The organism is Pseudosporangium ferrugineum (assembly GCF_003002065.1).
Lineage (GTDB): Bacteria > Actinomycetota > Actinomycetes > Mycobacteriales > Micromonosporaceae > Actinoplanes > Actinoplanes ferrugineus_A.
On record NZ_PVZG01000009.1, the window covers coordinates 163,709 to 185,878 of the forward strand.

The window sequence follows — 22,170 nt, forward strand, 5'->3', positions numbered from 1 at the left end:
CCGCCCCCTGAACCTCCCCCACGACGAAGACCAGACCCGCCGCCTCTCGCGAGAGGCTCAGTACTGCGGCAGGTGGTCCCCGGGCGAGGTCTGCAACAGCCACCCTAACGGCATCTGCGCCGTCTGCTCGTACGCTCCGTCGGCGCTGAGCCGATGCAACGTCACGGTCAGTGCGGGATCGCGTCCGACCGTCCAGTACTGCGGGATGCCGGCGGCGGCGTACTCGCCCACCTTGGTCACCTGGTCGATCGCCTCGGAACCCCGCGAAACGATCTCGACCACCAGCAGCAGGTCGGTGACGCCCAGCCAGACCGCCCGCTCCTGCGGCTTCGACCAGACCGTGAGGTCGGGAATCCGCCCTCCGTCGCCGTCGGGGCCGGGAATCCGGATCCCCGCGACCTGCATCACCTGGTCGACCGGCACCCCCGCGGTGATCAACCACGCCATCAGCCGAGTAGCGATGACGACGCGCTCACTGTCAGGGGGCGGCACGACGGAGAGCACTCCCTCGGGGCTGGTCTCGTAGCGCCTGCCATGCGTATCGGCGGAGATCATGGCGGCAAGGTCATCGAGCGTGATGACGGCAGGCATGTACCGGCCGACAGCCTCCGCGCTCATACCGTCATGCTACTGGCCCAACCCCCGCCGGCCCCCGGACGCGACGGCCAGGTTCGCGGCCTATTGATAGCGTTCAATCAACTCGGCGAAGGGGGAGTCCGTGCCTGGAAGAGGCCGCAGCCCCGGCGACGGCGGCGACCCACCGGGCCACTCACCCTCCCGCCCCCCGCGGAACCCCCACCCCGGCCAGCATCCACGAGGCCCACGAAACAACCGCCGCCGAAGCCCAGGCCGGCCGCGCCGCCCGAGCCCCGCGTCCCAACCCCCTGATCACCCCGAACACAGGCCACCCCGGCGGCACCCCCGACGGACGCCCGACCCGGATCAACCCGGACGACGATCTCGAGACTCGCCGCTCGATCGAGCAGGAGAACACGACAGCCACCTTGCTGGCCGGCAGCGGCTACCACGTCCGGCAGAATCCGACCTCAGCCGAGGTCGCTCAGGCACGCCTGGACACCGGCGACACGGGGAAGCCGACCTCGAAGCCGGATTACCTGGTCGAGGGCCGGGTGTTCGACTGCTACTCCCCGACCAGGCCGACCAAGAATGTGCGAGGGATCTGGGGCGAGGTGCACGACAAGGTCGTCGAGCGGCAGCAGACCCAGCGGGTGGTGGTGAATCTCGCCGACTGGCGTGGTGATCTCTCCGCCTTGCGCAGGCAGTTCGCCGACTGGCCGATCGCCGGCCTCAAGGAGGTCAAGGTGATCACGCCCGGCGGCGATATCGTCCAGATTCCCGTCAACCGAGGAAACGACTGACAGCATGGCGATCGAGTATCGACTGACCCTGGCCGGCTCCACACCCGTCGAGCGACTGGCCGAGCGTGCGCTGCCCGACCCGGACGAGCGGCCCGCCGGCACGGAGTCGCCGCTCTCGGTGAACCTGGACGACCGGCTGGGGTTCGCTGTCTTCGTTTCGGCGGGGCGCGACGGGTACTTCGACGTCGAGTCGGACGACGGGCCGTGGGAGTGGGAGCCGGAACTCCACGTGTCGGTGACCTTCCGCATGGACAAGGAGGCCGACCCGCAGTGGAAGGTCACGAACATGATCACGATCGTCCGCCGGGTGCTGGCGACCGGCCCCGAGGATGCCGTCCTCGTCCTCAATGGCGACTACGTACTACTCAAGAGGTTCGGCGGCAAGCTCGTGAAGCACCGGCGTGAAAGCTGGTGGTCGAGCTACACCGCCGCCGATTCGATCCTTCCCGGCTGACGCCGAGGTGTCAGAAGTGACGAGAGGTAACCAGTACGGTTACTTGTTGGCCATGTTGACACCATCATCCAACGGTGTCATCCTGACGTAGTTGGTAACTATATCTGATACAGAGATTCGGTCGATGACACGGACCATCCCCCCTTCGATGGGTGGCGTACTCGAAGATCTGGAGCTTGAGCAGCCCACACTCGTCACCATCGAGCAACTCGCCCAGCTCGTCGAACGCCATGGGCTGCGCACGCCGACCCGGATCGTTGCCGCGCGACTGCGCGAGCGGGGTTGGCTACTGCCGACCGGGCAACGCGGCGTGTGGGAGTTCGCGCCAGCCGCCACCGCCGGCGCCTACTCTCGCAACGACCCGCTCACGCCCCTGCGAGCGTTCCTGGCCCAGCGGCCGACCGCGCGGTGCGCTCTGGCATTCCAGACCGCCGCTTGGGCGCACGGCTTCGCCGATCGCGTGCCGGCCCACATCGAGATCGCAGCCGGCACCACCGAGTTGGCCCGTCAGCTGCCCTCACGCGTCTCGGTCTCCGTGTTCACCCCCCGCCTCCCCTACCGCGAGCTGCGCGGCGTACCCGTGCTGGCCGTGGAGAGCGTCCTCGTCCATATGACGACGAAACCCGGCGCCGTGCGCTCCTGGACGAGCGCACTCGAATGGCTCCCGGAACTCACCAGCGAGCTGTCCTGGCAGCCGCTGGCCCTGGAACTGACCGACCGGCCCGCCGCCACCCGCGCCCGCACCGGCTACCTGCTCCAGGCAATGCGACCCGACCTCGCAACCGCGATCCGCCACCTCGGCGCCCTGGGCGGCAAGACCTGGTTCGGCCCCCGAGGACACCTCCTGCGCCACGACAACGCCTGGCAGATCGCCGACACCAGCCTTCCCTTCGATCCCCGCACCCTGCGAGCCACTTCATGAACGACATCGTCATCACCATCGGCCACATCGCACGACACACACCGCACGGAGCCGGCGCTCAAGGACGGGACGCCGCAATCGTCGACATCGCCCAGGATCTGCTGCTGCGCCACCTCCACGGGACGGGCACCCTCGACGCGCTGACGTTCAAGGGCGGCACCGCGCTGCGCAAGCTGTACGCGGGCAACGCCGGTCGCTTCTCCCTTGACCTGGACTTCTCCAGCACCCACATCGGCGCCGATCCCGACGACGCCCTCACCGACCTGATCGCCGCCGTCGACGGCCTCAAGGTCGGCCCGTTCGCCTACGGCGTCATCGAACGACGCGGCAAGTGGACACTCACCTACGAACACGCCTTCGGCGGCGACACCGGCGCCCTGCACAGCAAACTCGACCTCAACCCGCCCCCTTGGCTTCCGCCGGTACGACGCGGGTGGCAGCCCATGCCCATCCACGCCCGGTACGGGCCACCCGCCCTGCCACAACTACAGGTGATCCGCCTCGAGGAGAACATCGCCGAAAAGATCGCACGCCTGAACCGGGCCACGCCCGCACGCGACATGTACGACCTGCGCTGGGCAATGACCAATGCCCCCATCACCGGCAAACTGGATCACGCCCTCGTGCGCCGTCTCGCCGTCCTCAAAATCTGGGTCGATGCCAACGGCTTACACGCCGGCGACACTTTCTGGAAGCCGGGCCACGAAGGCCCCGCCTTCAGCCCCGAGAGATGGCTCCGTGACCGCAGCGCAGGCGAGTTCGACGAACAGGACATCGGAGCGCTCGCCGTCCCCGTCCCTACCGCAAGCGAGCTTTCCGAAGCACTCCGCACCCATTTCCGGTTCCTCGCCGACCTCGACAACGACGAACGGCTCCTCGCCCAGGCCCGAGAACAAGATCGGCCTCTCGCCCTACGCGCATTGGCGGCGTTGCCCGGCGGCCGACTGGCTGACGCCGGCCTGTACTGATCGATCCGCTGGAGGCCGTCCGTGAGGCACTCGCCGATGCGCTGATGCACCGCGCAATGCGGTGCTGGCCAGCCTCCTCGCCGACACCTACCTCCCCTCGTCGAACGAGCTGGTCGCCGAGAATCGGTCCTCCGGCATCCCCGCGATGCTCGCAGTAGCGCGCAGTCGCGGTCTCCCCCGGCCCAGCTTTCGCAGCTCCATCGCCAGCTTCATGGTCACCATGGCGCGGTCGGAGCTGCTCAGCCCTGACACAAGCCACTGAACCTCCCGCACGACGAAGACCAGCCCCGCCGCCTCTCGCGAGAGGTCAGTACTGCGGCAGGTGGTCCCCCGGCGAGGTCTGCAACAGCCACCCCAACGGCATCTGCGCCGCCCGCTCGTACGCTCCGTCGGCGCTGAGCCGATGCAACGTCACAGTCAGTGCGGGATCGCGTCCGACCGTCCAGTACTGCGGGATGCCGGCGGCGTTCCGCGGCGGCGTGGAGCTACGCCGCCGCACGCCACGACGCTCAGCCCTTCAGGAGCTGCCTTGCCATCACGATGCGCTGGACCTGGTTCGTACCCTCGTAGATCTGGGTGATTTTGGCGTCGCGCATCATGCGTTCGACCGGGTAGTCGCGGGTGTAGCCGTAGCCGCCCAGGACCTGGACCGCGTCCGTGGTGATTTCCATTGCCGCGTCCGAGGCGAAGCATTTTGCGGCCGCGCCGAAGTAGGTCAGGTCCGCGTCGCCGCGTTCGCTCTTGCCGGCTGCCACGTAGGTGAGTTGGCGGGCCGCTTCGAGTTTCATGCCCATGTCGGCGAGCATGAACTGGAGGCCCTGGAAGTCGGCGATGGGCTTGCCGAACTGCTTGCGGTCCTTGGCGTAGCCGAGGGCGTAGTCGAGGGCGCCCTGGGCGATGCCGACGGCCTGCGCCGCGATCGTCACGCGGGTGTGGTCGAGGGTCTTCATGGCGGTGGCGAAGCCCGTGCCCTCCGCGCCGATCATGCGGTCGAGGGGGAGCCGTACGTTGTCGAAGTAGACCTCTCGGGTGGGGCTGCCCTTGATGCCGAGTTTCTTCTCCGGCGCGCCGAAGGTGACGCCCTCGTCGGACTTCTCGACCACGAAGGCGGAGATGCCGCGGGAGCGGGCCGCCGGGTCGGTGACCGCGAAGACCGTGTAGTACTCCGAGACGCCGGCGTTGGTGATCCAGCGCTTGACGCCGTTGAGGACCCAGTAGTCGCCGTCGCGGACCGCGCGGGTGGTCATCGAGGCGGCGTCGCTGCCCGCTTCCGGCTCCGACAAACAGTACGAGAACATCGCCTCGCCCGCCGCGACCGGCGGGAGGTAGCGCTGCTTGAGTTCCTCGGAGCCGGACAGGATCAGGGGCATCGTGCCGAGCTTGTTGACCGCCGGGATCAGCGACGAGCTGGCGCACACGCGGGCCACCTCCTCGATCACGATGGCGGTGGCGAGGGCGTCCGCGCCGGCGCCGCCGTACTCGGCCGGGATGTGCGGTGCGTGGAAGTCGGACGAGCGGAGGGCGTCGTACGACGCCTTCGGGAACTCGCCGGACTCGTCCGCCTCGGCCGCGTGCGGCGCCACCCGCGCCTCGCAGACCTCGCGTACGGCCGCACGGATCGTCTCGTGGTCCTCCGGCAGCTGGTAGACGTCGAAATCAGACATGGCTGTGGCCCCTTCTTCGTGCGGCTCCCGGGCACATGTTACCGGCGCGTAGGGTACGCGCACTATCCTCGCCCCGGACGGCGGTCGGACCGGATGTGCGACGCCGTGAGAAGGTGTCTGACACGTTCCCGGCGCCAGGTCCCCCTCCCTGCGCCCCGTGTGACTGGAGTTCACAGCGTGACCATCCCGTACCCGACCACCCAGACCGTGCCCGCGTTTCCCGAGGTCGAGGTGCCTTCGGGCGCCCCGCGGCCGCGGCTGGCGTTCCTGGGCACGGGCTACCTCGGTGCGACGTACGCCATCTGTTTCGCCGAGCTCGGCTACGAGGTTCTGGGCTTCGACATCGACGAGCCGAAGATCGCCAAGCTGGCGGCCGGCCAGGTGCCGTTCCACGAGCCCGGGCTGGACGAGCTGCTGCGGGCGAACCTGGCGTCCGGGCGGCTGCGGTTCACGACCTCGTACGAGCAGGTCGCCGACTTCGCCGACGTGCATTTCATCTGCGTCGGCACCCCGCAGCGCGCCGACGGCATGGGCGCCGACCTCGCGTACGTGGAAGCCTCGGTGACGAATCTCGCCCGGCACCTGAAGCGCCGCGCCCTGATCGTCGGCAAGTCCACGGTCCCGGTCGGTACGGCCGAATGGGTCGAGCAGTTGGTGGCGAAGCACACCGATCCCGCGCTGGGCGTCGAGGTGGCCTGGTCGCCGGAGTTCCTCCAGGAGGGCTTCGCCGTCGAGGACGTGCTGCGCCCCAACCGCATCGTCGTCGGCGTCAAGACCGAGTGGGCGAACGGCATGCTGTACGCGGCCCACAAGGGCGTCTTCGACCTCGCCGCCACCGAGGAGCGCGAGGTGCCGCTGGTGGTGACCGACTTCGCCACCGCCGAGCTGGTGAAGGTCGCCGCGAACGCGTTCCTCGCCACCAAGATCAGCTTCATCAACGCGATGGCCGAGGTGTGCGAGGTGGCCGGCGGCGACGTCACCCAGCTGGCCAAGGCGATCGGCTACGACCCGCGGATCGGCAACCGCTTCCTCCAGGCCGGCGTCGGGTTCGGCGGCGGCTGCCTGCCCAAGGACATCCGCGCGTTCCAGGCCCGGGCGCAGGAGCTCGGCGCCGGGGAGGCGCTGCGCTTCCTGCACGAGGTCGACCTGATCAACCACCGGCGCCGCACCAAGGTGCTCCAGCTCGCGGCCGAGCTGCTCGGCCGCCGTTCCGGCCCGGCCGGCCCGGACCTGTCCGGCACCCGGATCGCCGTGCTCGGCGCCGCCTTCAAGCCCAATTCCGATGACGTACGCGACGCGCCCGCGCTCGCGGTCGCGGCGGGGCTGGCCAAGGCCGGTGCGGACGTACGCGTGTACGACCCGCAGGGCATGGAGAACGCGCGGGCGGTCCAGCCGGGGCTCGCGTACGAGACCTCCATGACGGACGCGGTCGCTGGCGCCGAACTGGTGTGCGTACTCACAGAATGGGCGGAATTCCGCAACGCGGACCCGCAGGCGCTCGGCGAACTCGCCGCCGGCAAGCGCGTCATCGACGGCAAGAACTGCCTGGACCCGGTCCTCTGGGCCCGCGCCGGCTGGCAGTATCGCGGCATGGGCCGCCCCGCACCAGCCCTCTAAAGCTTGACCGTTTTCCGGCCGCGGCCGCGAACCTGCCGGGTTCGCGGCCGTTTCCATTGATCTCGACCCGCTTGGGACTGTTCTAATGAGGTGTCGGGAGGGCATGCTTCGGTAGGGCGGGTCTAGGAGGTGCCGTGGCGCAGGCTGAGCAGCCGGACAGCTACGACGAGGAGTTGGCCCGCATCGACGCGTCGATCGCGGAACTGAAGATCCGTGACATGGCGGCGGCGAAGGAACGCGGGAACATCGCCAGTGCCATCCAGGCCGCGCAGTTCCAGCGCGACATCCTGGCGCACGCCAACCAGCAGCGGAAACGTGCCGCCGCGAAGGTGCGCCGGGTGCGCCGGCGGCCCGCGGAGACGGCCGCGCCCGCCGAGGGACGGCCGTCGTGGTCTCCGCCCGGCAGCCCGTACACGGGGACGCCCGGCGTGGCGTCCGACGGTGCCACGCTGCTCGTCGACGATCCGCCGCCGACCGAGGACCCGGCGCCCCCGCCGCTGCCGCCGCGGCGCAGGGTCGCGCCGCTGCCGCCGGAGGAGCCACCGCCGCACGCCCCCGAGACGTCCTCGCAGTCGGTGCAGAACATCCTGCTGGGGCTCAGCGCCCTGGTCCTCGGCGTGGCGGCGGTCGTGTTCGCCGGCGCCGCCAGCAACGCGATCGGCCGGGCCTTCATCCTGGCCCTCGCCACCCTGGTGGCGCTGGGGGCGGCGCCCGCGATCGCCCGCCGGGGCCTGACCTCGACGGGTGAGACGCTCGCCGCCGTCGGCCTCGTGCTGCTGCCGATGACCCTGTACGCGCTGCACGGCAGCCCCGCGCTCGGCGGCACGTCCGTCCCGGCGCCGGTCTTCCTCGGCGTCACGCTGCTCATCTCCGCCGCCGCGTCGTTCGTGTACGCGGGCATGACGAAGCTGGCCGCGCCCCGGTACGGCACCGTCGTCGCCGTGCAGCCGGTGCCGCCGCTGCTCGCGTACCCGATGATCGAGAGCCCGGCCGGATGGGCGGTCGCGCTGACCGCCGTGGCCGTGATCGACCTGCTGCTGCTCACCACGGTGATCCGCCAGGGCCGGCTGCTGCCGCGCTGGCCGGCGGGGCGGCCCGTGGCCGGCGACCGGGAGTCGCTGGCCGAGGCGGACGCCCGCGACATCGGCGCCCGCGACTTCGAGACCCGCCACGATCCCGCCGATCCGGGGTCCTACGACCCGGCCGCGCTCGCGGACCCGGCCGACCCGGCCGCCGCCGACGCCGCGTACGGCCTGCCGGACCGCCCCGAGTCCCGGCCCGAGGAACCCGACCTGATCATCGACGGGCTGACCGGCCGCCGCCGCTGGCGCTGGCTGCCGACCCGCATCTTCCCCGGCCCGCGCCCGGCCGGCGCGCCGCCCGCGGGCTCGGTGCCGCTCGCGCCGCCCGCCACCCCGCCGTCCGCGGGCTGGCTGCGGCAGCTGACCTTCGGCCTGCTGTGCCTGGCCGCGGCCGGGGCCCTGGTGTACGCGGGAGCCGGCCTGATCGGCGCGGACGCGATGGCTGACGCCGTACGGTCGGGTCTGATTTTGATCGTGGCGGCCCTGACCGCCTCGGCCGCCGCCCGGCTGGTCGACCAGATCCCGGCGCGCAACATCGCCGGGGCCGTGCTGACGCTCGCGGTCATCGGCGCGTGCGCCCGCATCGCCGACGTCGCCTCGCCGTCCTGGACCCTCGCCGCCGCGGCCGCCGCCGTCGCGGTCACCGGCGCCGCCGTGCTGTCCCTGCCCGACGAGGTGCGCCGGGGCCCGCAGTACGCGTCGGCCGCGGCGCTCACCCTCATCGGCCTGTTCGTGGCGGTCGACGCCCTGCGTGCGGCGCTCGCCCCGGTGCAGGCCGCGCGCCCGATCTGGAACGCCGACACCGCCGCGTACGCGGGCAGGATCTCGGCCGCCGCGGGCGGCTCCGGCTGGCTGCTGGCCCTGAGCGCGCTGCTGCTGACCGTCGCCGCGGCGCTCGCCCTGCCCGCCGAGTACCGCCGCGAGGGTGCCGTCACCGGCGTCGCCCTGACCGCGCTGGCCGTGCCCGCCTCCCTGGGTCTGCCCTGGTCGGAGGCGCCCTGGCCGCTGGTCGTCGCGGCGATCGGCATCGGCGCGGCGGGCCTGATGGCGCCGACCCGGCGGGTCGCGATCGCGCACCTCGCCGCGGCCGGGGTGGTCGGCCTGTTCGGCTTCGGCGCCGCGCTCAGCGCGTCGTGGCTGACGGCCGCGGTCCTGACCGCGCTGGCCGGCGCGGGCGTGATGGTCGCGGTCGCGGCCCGGCAGATTCCGGTACGCCTGTACGCCTGGCTGATCGGCGACTGGGCCTCCGGGGCGGCCGCCCTCGCCATCCCGGGTGCCGTGGTGACCGCGATGCTGGCCGTCAACGACCCGGGCGGCGGTCCCCCGCCGACCGAGGACGTCACGGTTCCGGCGCTGGCGCTGGGCTTCCTCGCCGTGGCCGGCACCCTCACGTACGCGGCGGTCTTCCAGGTGGCGCGCCGCGAGGTGAGCCTGCCGATGACGGCCGGGGCCGGGCTCGGCGCGATCGCGCTGGCGCTCGCCGCCCTGCTCTCCCCCGGTGCCACCGCGGCGGACATCTGGGTCGGCGCGCTCCTGCTCGTCGCCGCCGGCCTGCTGTTCTTCGCCAAGTCGCTGGACAACGGCCGCCGCGCCGACCGGATGCTCGACGGGCCGGACATCGCCGCCGCCGCGGCCACCGTGGCGGTCTGCGGCGCGCTGGCCCGGGTCGCCGCGCTCGCCTTCCCGGAGGCGCCGCTCGCCGTGGGGGCGATCGTGGTGCTGATCGTGGCGTTCGGCGTACGGTCGCTGCCCGAGGACTGGCGCCGCGGCCCGGTCCGCGGCGTGGGCCTGGCCGGCCTGGTCGTCGGCGGCATCGCCGGTTGGCAGGCCCTGGTGTACGCCGCCCGCATCGTCGCCGCCCCGGGCCCGATCTGGGCGTCGGACGTCAGCGGCTACCCGTCCACCGCCCCGCCCGGCGGCTGGCAGGCCCCGTTCGCCCTGCTCATCATCGCCGTCGCCGCGTCCGCGGCCCTGCCCCGCCCGGCGAAGTACGACGTGAGCGCGATCTGCGTCGCGCTGGCCACGATCGGGGCGCCGGCCGCCTTCGGCCTGCCCTGGTGGTCGCCCCTGCTGATCGGGGGCGCGGTCACCCTCGGGTACGGCATCGCCGCCGTCGCCGCCACCGACCCGCGCGCCGCCCTGTCCCGCGCCGGCGTGGCCGCCGTGGTGGCGCTGCACGCGGCCGGCGCGGGCCTGGTCCGCCCCTGGTCGACGGCGCTCGCGCTGGGCCTGATCGTGCTGACCGGCGTCCTGGTGGCCTGGCTGGCCCGCGCCGACCTCACCCCGGCCGTCCGCGAGGGCTGGGCCGAGCGCGCGGAGACCGACGAGGTCGTCGCGTACGCCCTGGACGACACGGGGATGCCCCGGCACCGCGCCCAGATCGGTGGCGCGGCGACCATGGCCGCCCTGCTCGCCGCCCCCGGCGTGCTCGCCGCGATCGCCGCCGACCAGGGCCGTACGGCGCAGGTGGTGCTGACCGCCGCGCTGGCCGGCTCGAGCCTCATGCTGGCGCTGCTCGCGGTGGCCGGCCGTGCGGTGCCGCAGTACCTGCCGTGGGCCACGGTCGGCCTGGTCGGCGGCGCCACGATCACCGCTCTGGCGTCCGTGCCCAGCGACTACCCGACCGCCCTGTACGCCGCCGCGGCCGCGTTGCTGGGGGTGGTCGCGGAGCTGCTGCGCGGCGCGATCCCGGCGCCGGGGCTGACGCTCGCGCCCCCGCACACCTGGCGGGAGCCGCGCTTCACCGGCCAGCGCCGGTCCCGGCTGCGCCCGAGCGGCCTCCGCGGACGCTGGCTGGTCGACCCGGCCACCGGCGCGGTCGTCGTCGCGGCCCTGCCCACGGTCCTGGCGCTGGTCTCCATCGCCCCGGCCCTGCGCGCGGCCCTGTTCGACCCGATGAACCAGTTGCGCGCGATCTGGGACGGGCCCGTCGAGGCGCTGACCCACCCGGCCTCCGGCAGCGTCGACGGCACCAGCGTGCTCGCCACGGTGCTGCTGACGGTGGCCGCCGCGCTCGCCGCCCTCGGGTTCGGCGGCAAGCCGGCTGAGGCCGTACCCGTCATCCTGCCCGGTCTTGCGATCACCCTGCTGATCGCGCCCATCGCGCTGGACGCCCGCTGGCCCGCGTCGACGTCGGCAGCGCTGGTGGTGTTCACGATCGCCATGCTCGGCCTGGCGCTGACCCCGCCGCCGGTCGCGACCCGGGCGACGCTGCTGCGCTACACCCGCACCATCGTGTTCATCATCGGCCTGCTCGCCGGCAACGCGGGCCTCGCCGGCAGCCTCGCCACCCAGCAGCTGACGCTGTTCACCCTGGGCAGCGCCATCGGCGTCGGCCTGGTCGCGGCGGTCGCCGGCAAGAGCCGCCACGCCCGCATCCTGGGCTGGCTCTTCACCGCGGTGATGGGCCAGTTCTTCGTCCTCACGGTCGCCCTGGTCGCCGGCCTCACCCCGGAATGGGCGGCGTTCGGCGTCCTCGCGGTCGGGGCGGCGCTGCTCGTCCTCGAAGCCGCGCTCCCCCGCCTCGGCCTGCCCGAGTACCGCCTGGAAGCGACCACGGTCGAATGGAGCGGGTACGCATCCGCGCTGCTCGCGGGCGCCCTCGCCTACAACTCCCCGGCGCACCTCGCGGCCCTGCTGGCGGCGTGGGGCGCGGTCCTCGGCCTGGCCGCCACCCGCCCCGGCCGTACGCCCCAGCAGCGCCGCAACCTGTTCTGGCTGGCGGTCGGCTTCGAGATCATCGGCATCTGGCTCTTCGTGGCCCTCGCGGACGTGGCCCTGCCGGAGGCGTACACCCTGCCGTTCGCGGCCCTGGCCCTGCTGGTCGGCGTCCTCGAGGCCCGCCAGCGCCCCGACCTGAGCAGCTGGGCCGCGTACGGCCCGGCCCTCCTGGCAGCCTTCGTCCCGACGACGGGCCTGGTCATCGCCACGGAAGCGGGCGACCTGCGCGAACTGCTCCTCCTCCTCGGCGCCGTCGCCACCCTGATCGTCGGCTCCCGCCTCCAGCAACAGGCCCCGGTCGTGATCGGCGCCGCGGCCACCGCGGTGGCAACGATCCACTTCGCCACCACCCTGGTCGGCCCCTGGCTGGTCCTGGTCCCAGTCGGCGTGATCCTCCTCTTCCTGGGAGCAACCAACGAAAACCGCCGCCGCACCCAGGAACGCCTGAGAGGCGCCCTCGTCCGCATGCGCTGACAGCAGACGTCACCGCCAGGCAGGGCCGAAGCCGATGACATTCCGCCGCCACGCCACCGCAGCCCTCTCCCGCTGGCGACTCGCCGCCCTGACATCGGCCATAGCCGCCGGCACCGCCACGGTCATCTACTCACCGCTGCTCCTCTACCGGCTGCTCGGCACATCCTGGCCGTGGAAGAACCTGGCGGACGTCGGCCAGGCCTACGGCGGCGCGTCGGCCCTGCTCTCCGGGGCAGCCCTCTGCGGGTTAGGCGAGATCGGCGAGGGTGTGCTTCGAGGCCTCATCGCCCGAATGTTCCGGAATCCCACGGCCTGGCAATGGTGGGACGAGGTCCACACCACCTGGATCACCGTCAAAGGGCGCCGCCGGCGTCGTTTCCTGCGGATCGTGGACGAGCAGTGGGCCAGGGCGGAACCCGGCCTCGCGTCGGACCCCGCCGCCGAGATCGCGCCCGTGCGGAAACAACCCGCTCTCAGACAGTTCGCTTGGGTGGGTCTGTCCGGGCTGGCGATCGGCGCGGGGATCGCGGTGTTCCTACAGAAGCGGCAGAACCTCGGCCGGCAGGCGCAACATCCCGGCCGGCCCTGACGTTGCCTCGCCCTAGCTAGCCCAGCAGTCGCTGGCGGAGGGCCTCGTCCTTCTCGGCCACGATCTGTTCGAGGTTGGTCTGGAAGGCCTGCATGCGCTTCAGCAGGACCGGGTCCGACGCCGCCAGGATGCGGACCGCGAGCAGGCCGGCGTTGCGGGCGCCGCCGATCGAGACCGTCGCGACCGGTACGCCGGCCGGCATCTGGACGATCGAGAGCAGGGAGTCCATGCCGTCGAGGTATTTGAGGGGCACCGGGACGCCGATGACCGGGAGGGGGGTGAGCGCCGCGACCATGCCGGGGAGGTGGGCCGCTCCGCCGGCGCCGGTGATGATGACCTTGAGGCCGCGGTCGGCTGCCGAGGTGGCGTAGTCGACCATTTTCTGCACCGTGCGGTGGGCCGAGACGACTCCGACCTCGAAAGGTACCTCGAATTCGGCGAGGGCCAGGGCCGCCGCCTCCATCGTGGACCAGTCCGAGTCGCTGCCCATGATCACGCCGACCGAGGGTGCCATCATTCGCCTTCCTGGAGCCGGCGGGCGGCGCGGGCCGCCCGGGCGCGTACCGAGGTCATGTCGTCGCCGAGGACGGTGACGTGGCCGATCTTGCGGCCGGGGCGCACCTGTTTGCCGTACAGATGGACCCGGACGCCGGGGTCGGCGGCGAACAGGTGGTGCAGGTGCTCGTCGATGGACATGCCGCCGTCGGGCCCGCCGAGGACGTTGGCCATCACCACCGCGGGCGCGGCCAGCGACGTCTCCCCCATCGGGTAGTCGAGCACGGCCCGCAGGTGCTGCTCGAACTGCGACGTCCGGGCGCCCTCGATGGTCCAGTGTCCCGAGTTGTGCGGGCGCATCGCCAGCTCGTTGACGACGAGGCCGTCCGCGGTCTCGAACAGCTCGACGGCCAGCAGCCCGACGACTCCGAGCGCGTTCGCCAGGTCGATGGCCAGCTGCTGAGCCTCGAGAGCGCGCTCCTCGGGCAGCCCGGGCGCCGGGGCGAGCACCTCGACACAGATTCCGTCCCGCTGCACGGTCTCGACGACCGGATAGGCGGCGACCTGCCCGAACGGCGACCGGGCGACGAGCGCGGCCAGCTCCCGTACGAGCGGGACCCGCTCCTCGACGATCAGCGGCGTCCCGGTCCGGACGAGTTCCTCGGCGGCGGCAGCGTCGGCGAGCATCCACACGCCCCGGCCGTCGTACCCGCCGCGCACGGCCTTGGCCACGACGGGCCAGCCGCCGGCCTCCGCGGCGAACCCGGCGATCTCGCCGGCCTCGGCGACCGGCCGCCACCGCGGCACCGGGGCCCCCAACTCGGACAGCCGCTCCCGCATCCGCTGCTTGTCCTGGGCGTACACGATCGTGTCCGCCCCGGGGTAGATCTTCACGCCCTCGGCGGCCAGCGCGGCGATATGCGCGGTGGGCACGTGCTCGTGGTCGAAGGTGACGGCGTCGCAGCCCTTGGCGAACTCCCGCAGGGCTGCCAGATCGGTGTGCGTGCCGATCCGCACGTCGGCGGCGACCAGGGCGGCACTGTCGTCGGGCGAGACCGAGAGGACCCGCAGCGACTGACCCAGTGCAATAGCGGCCTGGTGGGTCATCCGGGCCAGCTGCCCGCCGCCCACCATGCCGACAACAGGAAGACCGGTTCGAGTATCCATCGCCGGGCCAGCCTATCCACCCGGTTGTCCGGCTGCTGAGGGGGTGCGTCCGCCGGGCGCTCCGACCCACCGGCTCAGGGGCGCCGACCTCTTCGCGGCCCGCTTTCACCGCTGACCGGTCAGGCCTTCAAGCGGGCCTCCAGCTCCGCCGCCGTCGTGACCGGGCGGTCGCAGACAAAACCGCGGCACACGTACGCCGTAGAGCCGCCGCCGATCAACGGCCGGTCGGCCAGCAGCGGCACCCCCGGCGTGTCCGGTGCGCCGGCGACGATCACCGTGCCCGGGAGCGCGTACCGGTGGGCGGCCGCGAGGAGCGCATCGCCGTCCGGGTTCCGGGTGGCGACGGCGATCTCGTACGGGCCGGCCAGCGCCGCCTCGGCCACCGTTGCCGAGTAGCCGGCGAAGCGCGGGTGGCTGCCGATCAGGGGCGCCACCGTTTCGAGGGCCGCGTCGGCCGCCTCCCGGTAGGACGTCCGCCCGGTCAGCGCCGAGTACGCCACCAGCCCGGCGCACACCGCCGCGAGGCCGGACGGCGTGGCGTTGTCGGTCGGGTCGGCCGGGCGGGTCACGAGGCGTTCGGCGTCGTCGGCGGTGTCGTAGAACCCGCCCCCGCCGGTGCCGAAGTGCGCCAGCGCCACGTCCAGCAGCGACCCGGCCAGCGTGAGCCAGCGGCCCTCCCCGGTGAGCTGGTGCACCGCGCAGAACGCCTCCGCCACCGCGCCGTAGTCCTCGAGCACCCCGGCCGGTTCACCGACGACACCGTCGCGGGAGACGCGGCGCAGCCGGTCGTCGACGAGGTGGCGGTCGGCGAGGACACCGGCGAGCGCCACGGCCGCCGCACGGGACGAGGGGGCGTCCAGCAGCACCGCGTGCTCGGCCAGCGCGGTGATCGCCAGCCCGTTCCAGGAGGCCACGACCTTGTCGTCGCGGGCGGGCTGGGGGCGGTCGGCCCGTACGGCGAGCAGCCGGCCCCGCACGTCACGCCAGCGCGCCACCACCTCGTCCGCGGCGGCGTCGATGTCGCGCGCGAGGACCAGCACGCTGCTGCCGTGCTCGAACGTACCTTCGGTGGTGACCCGGAACAGGTCCGCCGCCCAGGTGCCGTCGTCCTCGCCCAGCGCCGCGATGAGCTGGGCGGGCGTCCACGCGTACGTCAGCCCTTCGGTGCCCTCGGTGTCCGCATCGAGCGCCGACGCGAGGCCCCCGGCGGGCGTGGCGAGGTCGCGCAGGAGGAAGGCGGCGGTCTCGTCCGCGATGCGGCGGGCGAGCGGATCCCCGGTGAGCCGCCACAGATGCGTGTAGACGCGGAGCAGCAGCGCGTTGTCGTAGAGCATCTTCTCGAAGTGCGGCACCGTCCACGTGTTGTCCACGGCATACCGCGCGAACCCGCCGGCGAGCTGGTCGTAGATGCCGCCCCGGGCCATCTGCTCGGCGGTGTGGCGGACGATCTCGAGACCCTCACCGTCCCCGGTGCGCTGGTGGTGCCGCAGGAGGAAGAGCAGGTTCATGTGCGGAGGGAACTTCGGCGCCCCGCCGAACCCGCCGTACCCCTGGTCGTGCTCCTTCGCCAGCTCCGCGGCCGCGGTGTCGAGCAGCGTCGCCGAGATCGGCGCGGTCGGCCCGCCGACGAGCTGGGCACCGCCGATCGCCTGGACCACCGCGGAACCCTGCTTGATGACGTCGTCGCGCTGATCGCGCCACGCGGCGGTGACCGAGTCGAGCAGCCGGGAGAAGGCCGGCCGCGGAAAGTACGTGCCGCAGAAGAACGGCTCACCGCCGGGCGTGGCGAAAACCGTCATGGGCCACCCACCCTGCCCGGTCATCGCCTGCGTCGCGGTCATATAGACGGCATCGACATCCGGCCGCTCCTCGCGGTCCACCTTGATCGCCACGAAGTTGTCATTGACCTGCCGGGCAATGCCCTCGTCCTCGAACGACTCGTGCGCCATGACATGACACCAGTGACAGGCGGCATAGCCCACCGACACCAAGATTGGGACATCTCGCCGCCGCGCTTCCTCGAACGCTTCTTCGCACCACGGCCACCAGTCCACCGGGTTGCTGGCGTGTTGGAGGAGATACGGCGAAGTCGCGCTGCCCAGCCGGTTCATGGGCCAACCTTGCCACATCGCGGCTTCTCGACGATCCGCATACGCAGCTCTGCAGTCTCCCAATCTCCGTGTAGCCTGAGCAGGACTGACGATTGGGAGAAGTGAGTACGTGATGACGAGCCGGACGATTGAGGTCGACGAGGAGGTGTTCGCCTTCTTGCAGCAACACTGCGAACCCTTGGTCGACACTCCGAACGACGTACTACGTCGACTCCTCCTCAGCGGACAACAGGTGGAGCCCTCGGAGAACGCTGCGCTTCCCGGGAAACGGCGGTTACGACGACCCGGGGCCCTCATGCCCCTGCTCGAAGCCGGCCTCATTGCTGCTGGCGACCTTCTGCGGCACGAGCAACCGCGGCGGCACATGGTTCACGAGGCGACTGTCACCAGTCGGGGCTGGTTGAAGCTGACGGACGGCCGCCAGTTCTCCACGCCGTCGCGGGCACTCGCTGAGCAGACCGGCACCACGATCAACGGCTGGATCTACGTGCATGTGCCTTCCGGCCGCTCGCTCCTCCAACTTCGCGCTCGGGTGAAGCGCGACTGAACTTGCGCTCCCAATCTCCAATCTCTACGATTGGGAGCGCCGAGCCGCCTTGCCGACATGGACATCGGCTCGATCAGGTCAGCGAACGGATGCCCTGGCTCCGAGCAAGCTCTTGACCGACACATGCAAAACCCCGGCAGCATGCTCTTGCGGAGCAGAGGCGAACCGGGGTCTTCAGCACGAATCATAGCGTGCTCAAACGACAAGAGGGAGCCGGACGTGCAGGCGGCCGAACTGACGGTGCTCCAGCAGCGTCTCTCACCTGAGCGCCTCGGCCCGTACAAGAGTGCATGCGGCGGCAGCCTCGAAGAGGCGTTTGCGCTGTATCGGTGGAACGCTGAGATCACAGCGGCGCTCGGGTCGACCATCGGCCACGTGGAGGTGACGTTGCGAAACGCACTCCATCAAGAGCTCGAGGCCTGGTCCGACCGAAGCTTCGGAGAGCCCCGCTGGTACCTCAACCCCTCGTCACGATCGCGGCCGAACGGGTTCCTCTTCGTCGAGGCTCGTGAAGACATCGCCAAGGCGCGGACTCGCGCCCTACGTGACGGAAGGCCGGAAACGCCCGGACGTGTCGTCGCAGAACTCAATCTCGGCTTCTGGCGGTTCCTCCTGGCTCGTCGGTACGACCGAGGGCTGTGGGTTCCGTGCCTGCACAGGGCATTTTCCCGGCAGAGACGCGATTCCGTCTTCGACGCGGTCAGCCGGCTACACCAAGCGCGCAATCGCATGGCCCACCACGAACCGATGTTCAACCGACCGTTGGCCGTCCTGTATCAGGATTCGCTACAGGTAGCGGAATGGATCTGTCCTACGACCCGGCGCTGGATCGAGCAGTGCAGCTCGGTCAGCACCGCGCTCGCTGCGCGACCGCCCAACACTTCGCTTCACGCTTGATCTCACAACCGGCGTGAAGTGATTGGCCGGTGAGGGGCGGCCACGCCTCAGGCCGGGTAGGGCTCGACAGGCGGTGCGGTCACCGCCGCACTGATCTCGTCATGAGCGCGTTTGAGGTCGCCAACGGCCACGTAATGCAGAGTGGTGCCGTATCCGACTCCCTTCACGAGTCCCGCCTGCTCAAGCCGCCGGATATCGCGGATCGACTGATCCCGGGACAGCATCTCCTCTTCCTGGTAGACATCCCGCCACAATTGACCGGTGGCGGCGGCATAGAGCGCGGCCACCGTCCGATCGTTCAGCCCGAGCCGGCCGGCCATCTCCTCGGCCGCTGTCCACACGTCTCGTCCGAGCTTCAGCCTCTTGCCGACCACCTGGGCCTGGAGGTGGTGGGCGCGCAGGCAGAACCGCACCCATCCACTCGCGCTCAGTTGCGGCTGGTAGGTGCCCCGGTTCGTCTCGCGAAGCACGCGATAGTAGTCGAGCGTGTTGACGTCATGTCCCAGCCATTCCTCGATCGAGCAGAATTCCGGGTACACCCGGCCGCCCCGCGCGATGACCAGAGTCTGCACGCATCGCGACATCCGCCCGTTCCCGTCGCGCCACGGATGGATGGCGACGAGATTGAGGTGCGCCATCGCGGCCCGTACCAGCAAGTGGGTGTCCAGGTCGCCGGCGTCGAGCCATTCAACCAGCTCGCGCATGAGAGGGGGTACCTCCTCGGCGCCGGGTCCGACGTACGCCGGCGCGAGCGGGTCCGTGCCGGTGACGGCAATGCCTTTTCGGCGGTACCGCCCCGGAGACTTCTCCTTCCAGAACCGGGTCATCATGAAGTGCAGCGCCGACAGCACGGTTTCGCCGTGTGCGAAGAAGTCCATGTCAGGGGTCTGCATGACCCAGGTCAGCGCGTCCCGGTAGCCGATCACGGCTTCCCTGGACTCTTCCGGAACGCTGGCCGGAACCGGCGCTCCGGCCACGATCGCCGACGCTGTGCTCAAGTCGACCGTGTAGCCCTCGATCGTGTTCGAGCCCCGAATCGCCCCGGCGACGAGCCGCTTGCGGACACCGCCCAACCACTCACTCGCCTTGGAACCACCGGTCGAACGCTCGAAGTCGGCGTAGAACTCGTCGATTTCGGCCAGGACCCGCTGATCGTCGGCGGTCAGGGGTGGCGTCGCGTACAACATGCGACAATGCTACGACAATCGTAGCGCCCGCGGCCCTACGAAGCGCCGTCGGCTCGGAGGGGGACGATCTTGGGGGGCGCCGCGTCCGCGAGTTGGCGGAGGGCCGGGACGATCTTGTCCGCGGGCAGGGGCCGGCTGAAGTGGTAGCCCTGGGCCGCCGTACAGCCGAGGGCCAGCAGGGCCGCCCGCTGGTCGGCGGTTTCGACGCCCTCCGCGACCACCCGGGCGCCGAGCCGCGCACCCAGCTCGACCGCGCCGCGCACGACGGCCGCGGCGGCGGGTGATTCGGTCATCTCGGTGACGAACGAGCGGTCCACCTTGAGCTCGTCGACCCGGACCCGCGTGACGAACGCGAGCGAGGAGTAGCCCGTACCGAAATCGTCCACGGAGATCTGGACCTGTAGCTCGCGGAGGGCGGCCAGGACCTCGTCCACAACGCCCTCGTCGCTCACCGCCATCGACTCGGTGATCTCCAGGACGAGCTGGGCGGGGACCATCCGGTGCCGGCGCAGGGCGTCGGCGACCTGGGCCGGGAAGGTCGCGTCGAGCAGGCTGCGGGCGGAAACGTTCACCGATACGGGTACGTCGATGCCGGCCGCCGCCCACCCCGCGGCGGCGGTGAGCGCCCGATCGAGGACATATCGGGTGAACGGGGCCAGCAACTCCCCGTTCTCGATCGTGCTCACGAAGATGTTGGGCGTCAGCATCCCGCGCCGCGGGTGGTTCCAGCGGATGAGCGCCTCGACGCCGGTCGGCGCGCCGCTCTCGAGGTCGACCTCGGGCTGCAGCATCAGCACGAGCTGGTCGTCCGCGGCGAGGGCCTCCTGCAGCTCGGCGGGGAGGGCCAGGTGGTCGGTGCTGCTGGCGTCGCGGGCGCTGTCGTACGCGGCCACGCCGAGGCGCTGTTCCTTGGCATGGTCGAGCGCGATGCTCGCCCGCCGGATGAGCTCGCCGAGGTCCGCGTGGCCGGCCTTCTCCACCACCACGCCGACGGCGACCTCGATGGCCAGCCGTACGCCGCCGATGTCCACGGGCTGCCCGATGGTGTCGACCAGCTCCCGCGCCCGCCGTACGGCCTGCGGCAGCGGGCTGGGCACGTCGTGCAGCGGCGTCGCGGAGTCGGTCAGCGTCGCCACGGTGGGCAGGAGCAGCGCGAACTCGTCGTCGCCGAGGCGGGCGACCAGCTCCTGTTCCCGGGCGAGATCGGTGAGCCGGGCTGCGACCGTACGCAGGACGTCGTCGCCGGCCCGATGCCCCAGCGTGCCGTTGACCTCCCGGAAGTTGTCAAGGTCGAGAAGCAGCACCGCGACCGGCTGGTCGCGGTGCTGCGACTGCAACAGGGCCTCGCCGTGGTGCAGCAGCGCGCGCCGGTTGGCCAGCCCGGTGAGCTGGTCATGGATGCCCTCGTACGCGACCTGCGCGTCCAGCACCACCAGCCGCTCGTGCGCGGCGGCATCATGCAGCGCCCCGGCCAGCGCATCGGCGTACGCGGACACCGCGAGCTCGTCGCGGGCCGCGGGCAGCGTCGGCTCCGCCAGCCACACGGTGATCTCCCCGACGACCGTCTCGCCGACCGTCATGGTCCGCGTGACGACCGGGCCGGGCGCGGCGCCGGGCAGCGGATCCTGCGGCGCGTCGTCCACATAGCGCCGGCCGTTGCGCGTCGCATCGGCCTCGATCAGGACCTGCGGCCGCGCCAGGGGTTCGGTGAGACGCGGCGGCGGGGCGTCGGCCACCGGACCGTTCTCCGGCGAGCCGGCCACGACGTGCAGCGGGCCGGCCGGCAGCGTCACCTCGATCTCGACCCGCCGCGCCCCGAAGACGTCGAGCGCACCCCGGAGCCCGGCCTGCACGACGGCGGCCTCGGTCGGGCCGCCGAGCGCCCGCGTGGCCCGCGCGAACGCCTCCCACACGCGCCGCTCCTCCTCCGCGCGCAGGTGGTACCGATAGGTGCGCTGCAGCAGCCACAGCACGGGCGGGAAGGCGATGAGCCACCACGGCTCGTTGGCCAGCGCGTAGAGCGCCGAGAGGCCGACCAGCACGTTTCCCACGAACATCGGCAACTTGGCGTGCAGGGCCCGCGCGGCGATCTGCACGGGTGTGGCATCCCGGTGCAGCGCCATGGTCAGCACCGCAAGACCAAGCGTGATCATCAGGTACGTCGCCGCGCCGGCGATCAGCCCGACCTGCGTACGCGTGATGCCGGCGGGAGCCTCCGGCCCGACGATCGCGTACGCCACCGCGGTCGCCCCGGCGGCGCCGAGGCTCAGCGAGGCGCCGAGATGGATCACATCGGCGACGGCCCGCTGCCCGTTGATCCACGTGATGAAGAACCACGCCGCGGCGGCCCCCACCAGCGTGGCAGCGGGCAACCACCCCGGCGGCGCGAGCGCGAACCCGAGAATGAAGGCGGTCTCACCCCACGAAACGCTGACGGTCCCCCGCCCGACCCGGAACCGGAGCCGCGCAAGCTGCGCGAAGGCGGCGAGAAGAACAGCGGCCCCCACCCCGACGGCGGCCGGATGCGTCAACACCTCGGGCCGCCGCCACGGCAGCAACGCCGCCAGCACGGACACCACAAGAGCAAGACCAAGAACAGACCCGGTCATGACACGTACGCCGGCAGTCCGCCGGCCAGAAGCAGCGGCCCGCTCCCCGGCGTCAGGACGAGCCAGCGAGGAGACAGCGGCAGGGGAAGTCACGCCGCCACCTCCCCGATCCACCGCACCGCCACCAGCCGGTCCCTCGCCCGCCGGCCGCCCGCTCCCTGACCAGCCCCGCGCCGGCCACCCGCGCTCAGACCAGCCCCGCACCGGCCACCCGCGCCCGGACCAGTCCCCCGCCGGCTACCCGCGTCCTGAACAGTCCCCCGCCGGCCACTCGCCCGCCGGGCCCCA

At 71.7% G+C, this 22,170-nt stretch carries 17 protein-coding genes and 1 pseudogene; 10 read left to right on the forward strand and 8 right to left on the reverse strand.

Features of this window, described 5'->3' with window-relative positions:
- Positions 1 to 57: 57 nt before the first annotated feature.
- Positions 58 to 618: a Uma2 family endonuclease gene (locus CLV70_RS20220; protein WP_106128093.1), complete on the reverse strand. Its 561-nt coding sequence runs from the start codon at positions 616 to 618 to the stop codon at positions 58 to 60.
- 386 nt (positions 619 to 1,004) lie between these two features.
- Here CLV70_RS20220 and CLV70_RS20230 point away from each other — a divergent pair, with 386 nt between their 5' ends.
- The 5 genes and pseudogenes from CLV70_RS20230 to CLV70_RS42125 form a co-directional block, all read left to right on the forward strand.
- Entirely contained in the window at positions 1,005 to 1,379 is a 375-nt protein-coding gene (locus CLV70_RS20230; RefSeq protein ID WP_245908341.1) for a CdiA C-terminal domain-containing protein, read from the forward strand.
- A gap of 4 nt (positions 1,380 to 1,383) precedes the next feature.
- Positions 1,384 to 1,833: a SitI3 family protein gene (locus CLV70_RS20235; protein WP_106128096.1), complete on the forward strand. Its 450-nt coding sequence runs from the start codon at positions 1,384 to 1,386 to the stop codon at positions 1,831 to 1,833.
- Between the two features lie 124 nt (positions 1,834 to 1,957).
- The gene (locus CLV70_RS20240) at positions 1,958 to 2,755 is read left to right on the forward strand and encodes a type IV toxin-antitoxin system AbiEi family antitoxin (RefSeq protein ID WP_106128097.1); all 798 of its coding nucleotides are present in this window, start codon (positions 1,958 to 1,960) and stop codon (positions 2,753 to 2,755) included.
- A complete protein-coding gene (locus tag CLV70_RS20245; RefSeq protein WP_158277788.1) occupies positions 2,752 to 3,723 on the forward strand; it encodes a nucleotidyl transferase AbiEii/AbiGii toxin family protein in 972 nt (323 codons plus the stop codon). The genes CLV70_RS20240 and CLV70_RS20245 overlap by 4 nt, the downstream gene beginning before the upstream one ends.
- A gap of 55 nt (positions 3,724 to 3,778) precedes the next feature.
- Positions 3,779 to 3,985 (forward strand): annotated as a pseudogene (locus tag CLV70_RS42125) (ATP-binding protein); the annotation flags it as partial.
- Positions 3,986 to 4,030: 45 nt separating this feature from the next.
- On the opposite strand, the gene CLV70_RS20255 reads toward CLV70_RS42125, so the two are convergent.
- Both CLV70_RS20255 and CLV70_RS20260 read right to left on the reverse strand, forming a co-directional pair.
- On the reverse strand, positions 4,031 to 4,222 hold the full coding sequence (locus CLV70_RS20255; RefSeq protein ID WP_245908342.1) for a hypothetical protein: 192 nt from the start codon (positions 4,220 to 4,222) through the stop codon (positions 4,031 to 4,033).
- Positions 4,223 to 4,232: 10 nt separating this feature from the next.
- A complete protein-coding gene (locus CLV70_RS20260; RefSeq protein WP_106128100.1) occupies positions 4,233 to 5,387 on the reverse strand; it encodes an acyl-CoA dehydrogenase family protein in 1,155 nt (384 codons plus the stop codon).
- A 177-nt stretch (positions 5,388 to 5,564) separates the two neighbouring features.
- On the opposite strand from CLV70_RS20260, the gene CLV70_RS20265 reads away from it, so the two are divergent.
- The 3 genes from CLV70_RS20265 (at position 5,565) to CLV70_RS20275 (ending at position 12,869) form a co-directional block, all read left to right on the forward strand.
- Entirely contained in the window at positions 5,565 to 7,004 is a 1,440-nt protein-coding gene (locus tag CLV70_RS20265) for a UDP-glucose dehydrogenase family protein (RefSeq protein ID WP_106128101.1), read from the forward strand.
- Positions 7,005 to 7,138: 134 nt separating this feature from the next.
- Complete coding sequence (locus CLV70_RS20270; protein WP_106128102.1) at positions 7,139 to 12,280, forward strand: SCO7613 C-terminal domain-containing membrane protein; 5,142 nt, start codon at positions 7,139 to 7,141, stop codon at positions 12,278 to 12,280.
- Between the two features lie 34 nt (positions 12,281 to 12,314).
- Positions 12,315 to 12,869, forward strand: a complete 555-nt coding sequence (locus tag CLV70_RS20275) for a DUF6082 family protein (protein ID WP_106128103.1) — start codon at positions 12,315 to 12,317, stop codon at positions 12,867 to 12,869.
- A 16-nt stretch (positions 12,870 to 12,885) separates the two neighbouring features.
- Here the strand turns inward: CLV70_RS20275 and purE are convergent, their stop codons facing one another.
- The 3 genes from purE to CLV70_RS20290 form a co-directional block, all read right to left on the reverse strand.
- Positions 12,886 to 13,383 (reverse strand): 5-(carboxyamino)imidazole ribonucleotide mutase, encoded by a 498-nt coding sequence (gene purE / locus CLV70_RS20280; protein WP_106128104.1) that lies wholly within the window; start codon positions 13,381 to 13,383, stop codon positions 12,886 to 12,888.
- On the reverse strand, positions 13,383 to 14,531 hold the full coding sequence (locus tag CLV70_RS20285) for a 5-(carboxyamino)imidazole ribonucleotide synthase (protein ID WP_106128105.1): 1,149 nt from the start codon (positions 14,529 to 14,531) through the stop codon (positions 13,383 to 13,385). Before CLV70_RS20285 ends, purE begins: the two co-directional genes overlap by 1 nt.
- Before the next feature lie 119 nt (positions 14,532 to 14,650).
- On the reverse strand, positions 14,651 to 16,642 hold the full coding sequence (locus CLV70_RS20290; protein ID WP_106128106.1) for a thioredoxin domain-containing protein: 1,992 nt from the start codon (positions 16,640 to 16,642) through the stop codon (positions 14,651 to 14,653).
- A 112-nt stretch (positions 16,643 to 16,754) separates the two neighbouring features.
- Between CLV70_RS20290 and CLV70_RS20295 the strand changes: the two genes are divergently transcribed.
- Complete coding sequence (locus CLV70_RS20295) at positions 16,755 to 17,189, forward strand: restriction system modified-DNA reader domain-containing protein (protein WP_106128107.1); 435 nt, start codon at positions 16,755 to 16,757, stop codon at positions 17,187 to 17,189.
- Between the two features lie 219 nt (positions 17,190 to 17,408).
- Positions 17,409 to 18,086: an Abi family protein gene (locus tag CLV70_RS20300; RefSeq protein ID WP_211303821.1), complete on the forward strand. Its 678-nt coding sequence runs from the start codon at positions 17,409 to 17,411 to the stop codon at positions 18,084 to 18,086.
- A 47-nt stretch (positions 18,087 to 18,133) separates the two neighbouring features.
- On the opposite strand, the gene CLV70_RS20305 is transcribed toward CLV70_RS20300, so the two are convergent.
- Complete coding sequence (locus tag CLV70_RS20305) at positions 18,134 to 19,273, reverse strand: Fic family protein (protein WP_106128108.1); 1,140 nt, start codon at positions 19,271 to 19,273, stop codon at positions 18,134 to 18,136.
- Positions 19,274 to 19,308: 35 nt separating this feature from the next.
- Positions 19,309 to 21,882: a bifunctional diguanylate cyclase/phosphodiesterase gene (locus CLV70_RS20310; RefSeq protein ID WP_170148642.1), complete on the reverse strand. Its 2,574-nt coding sequence runs from the start codon at positions 21,880 to 21,882 to the stop codon at positions 19,309 to 19,311.
- Positions 21,883 to 22,170: the final 288 nt, after the last annotated feature.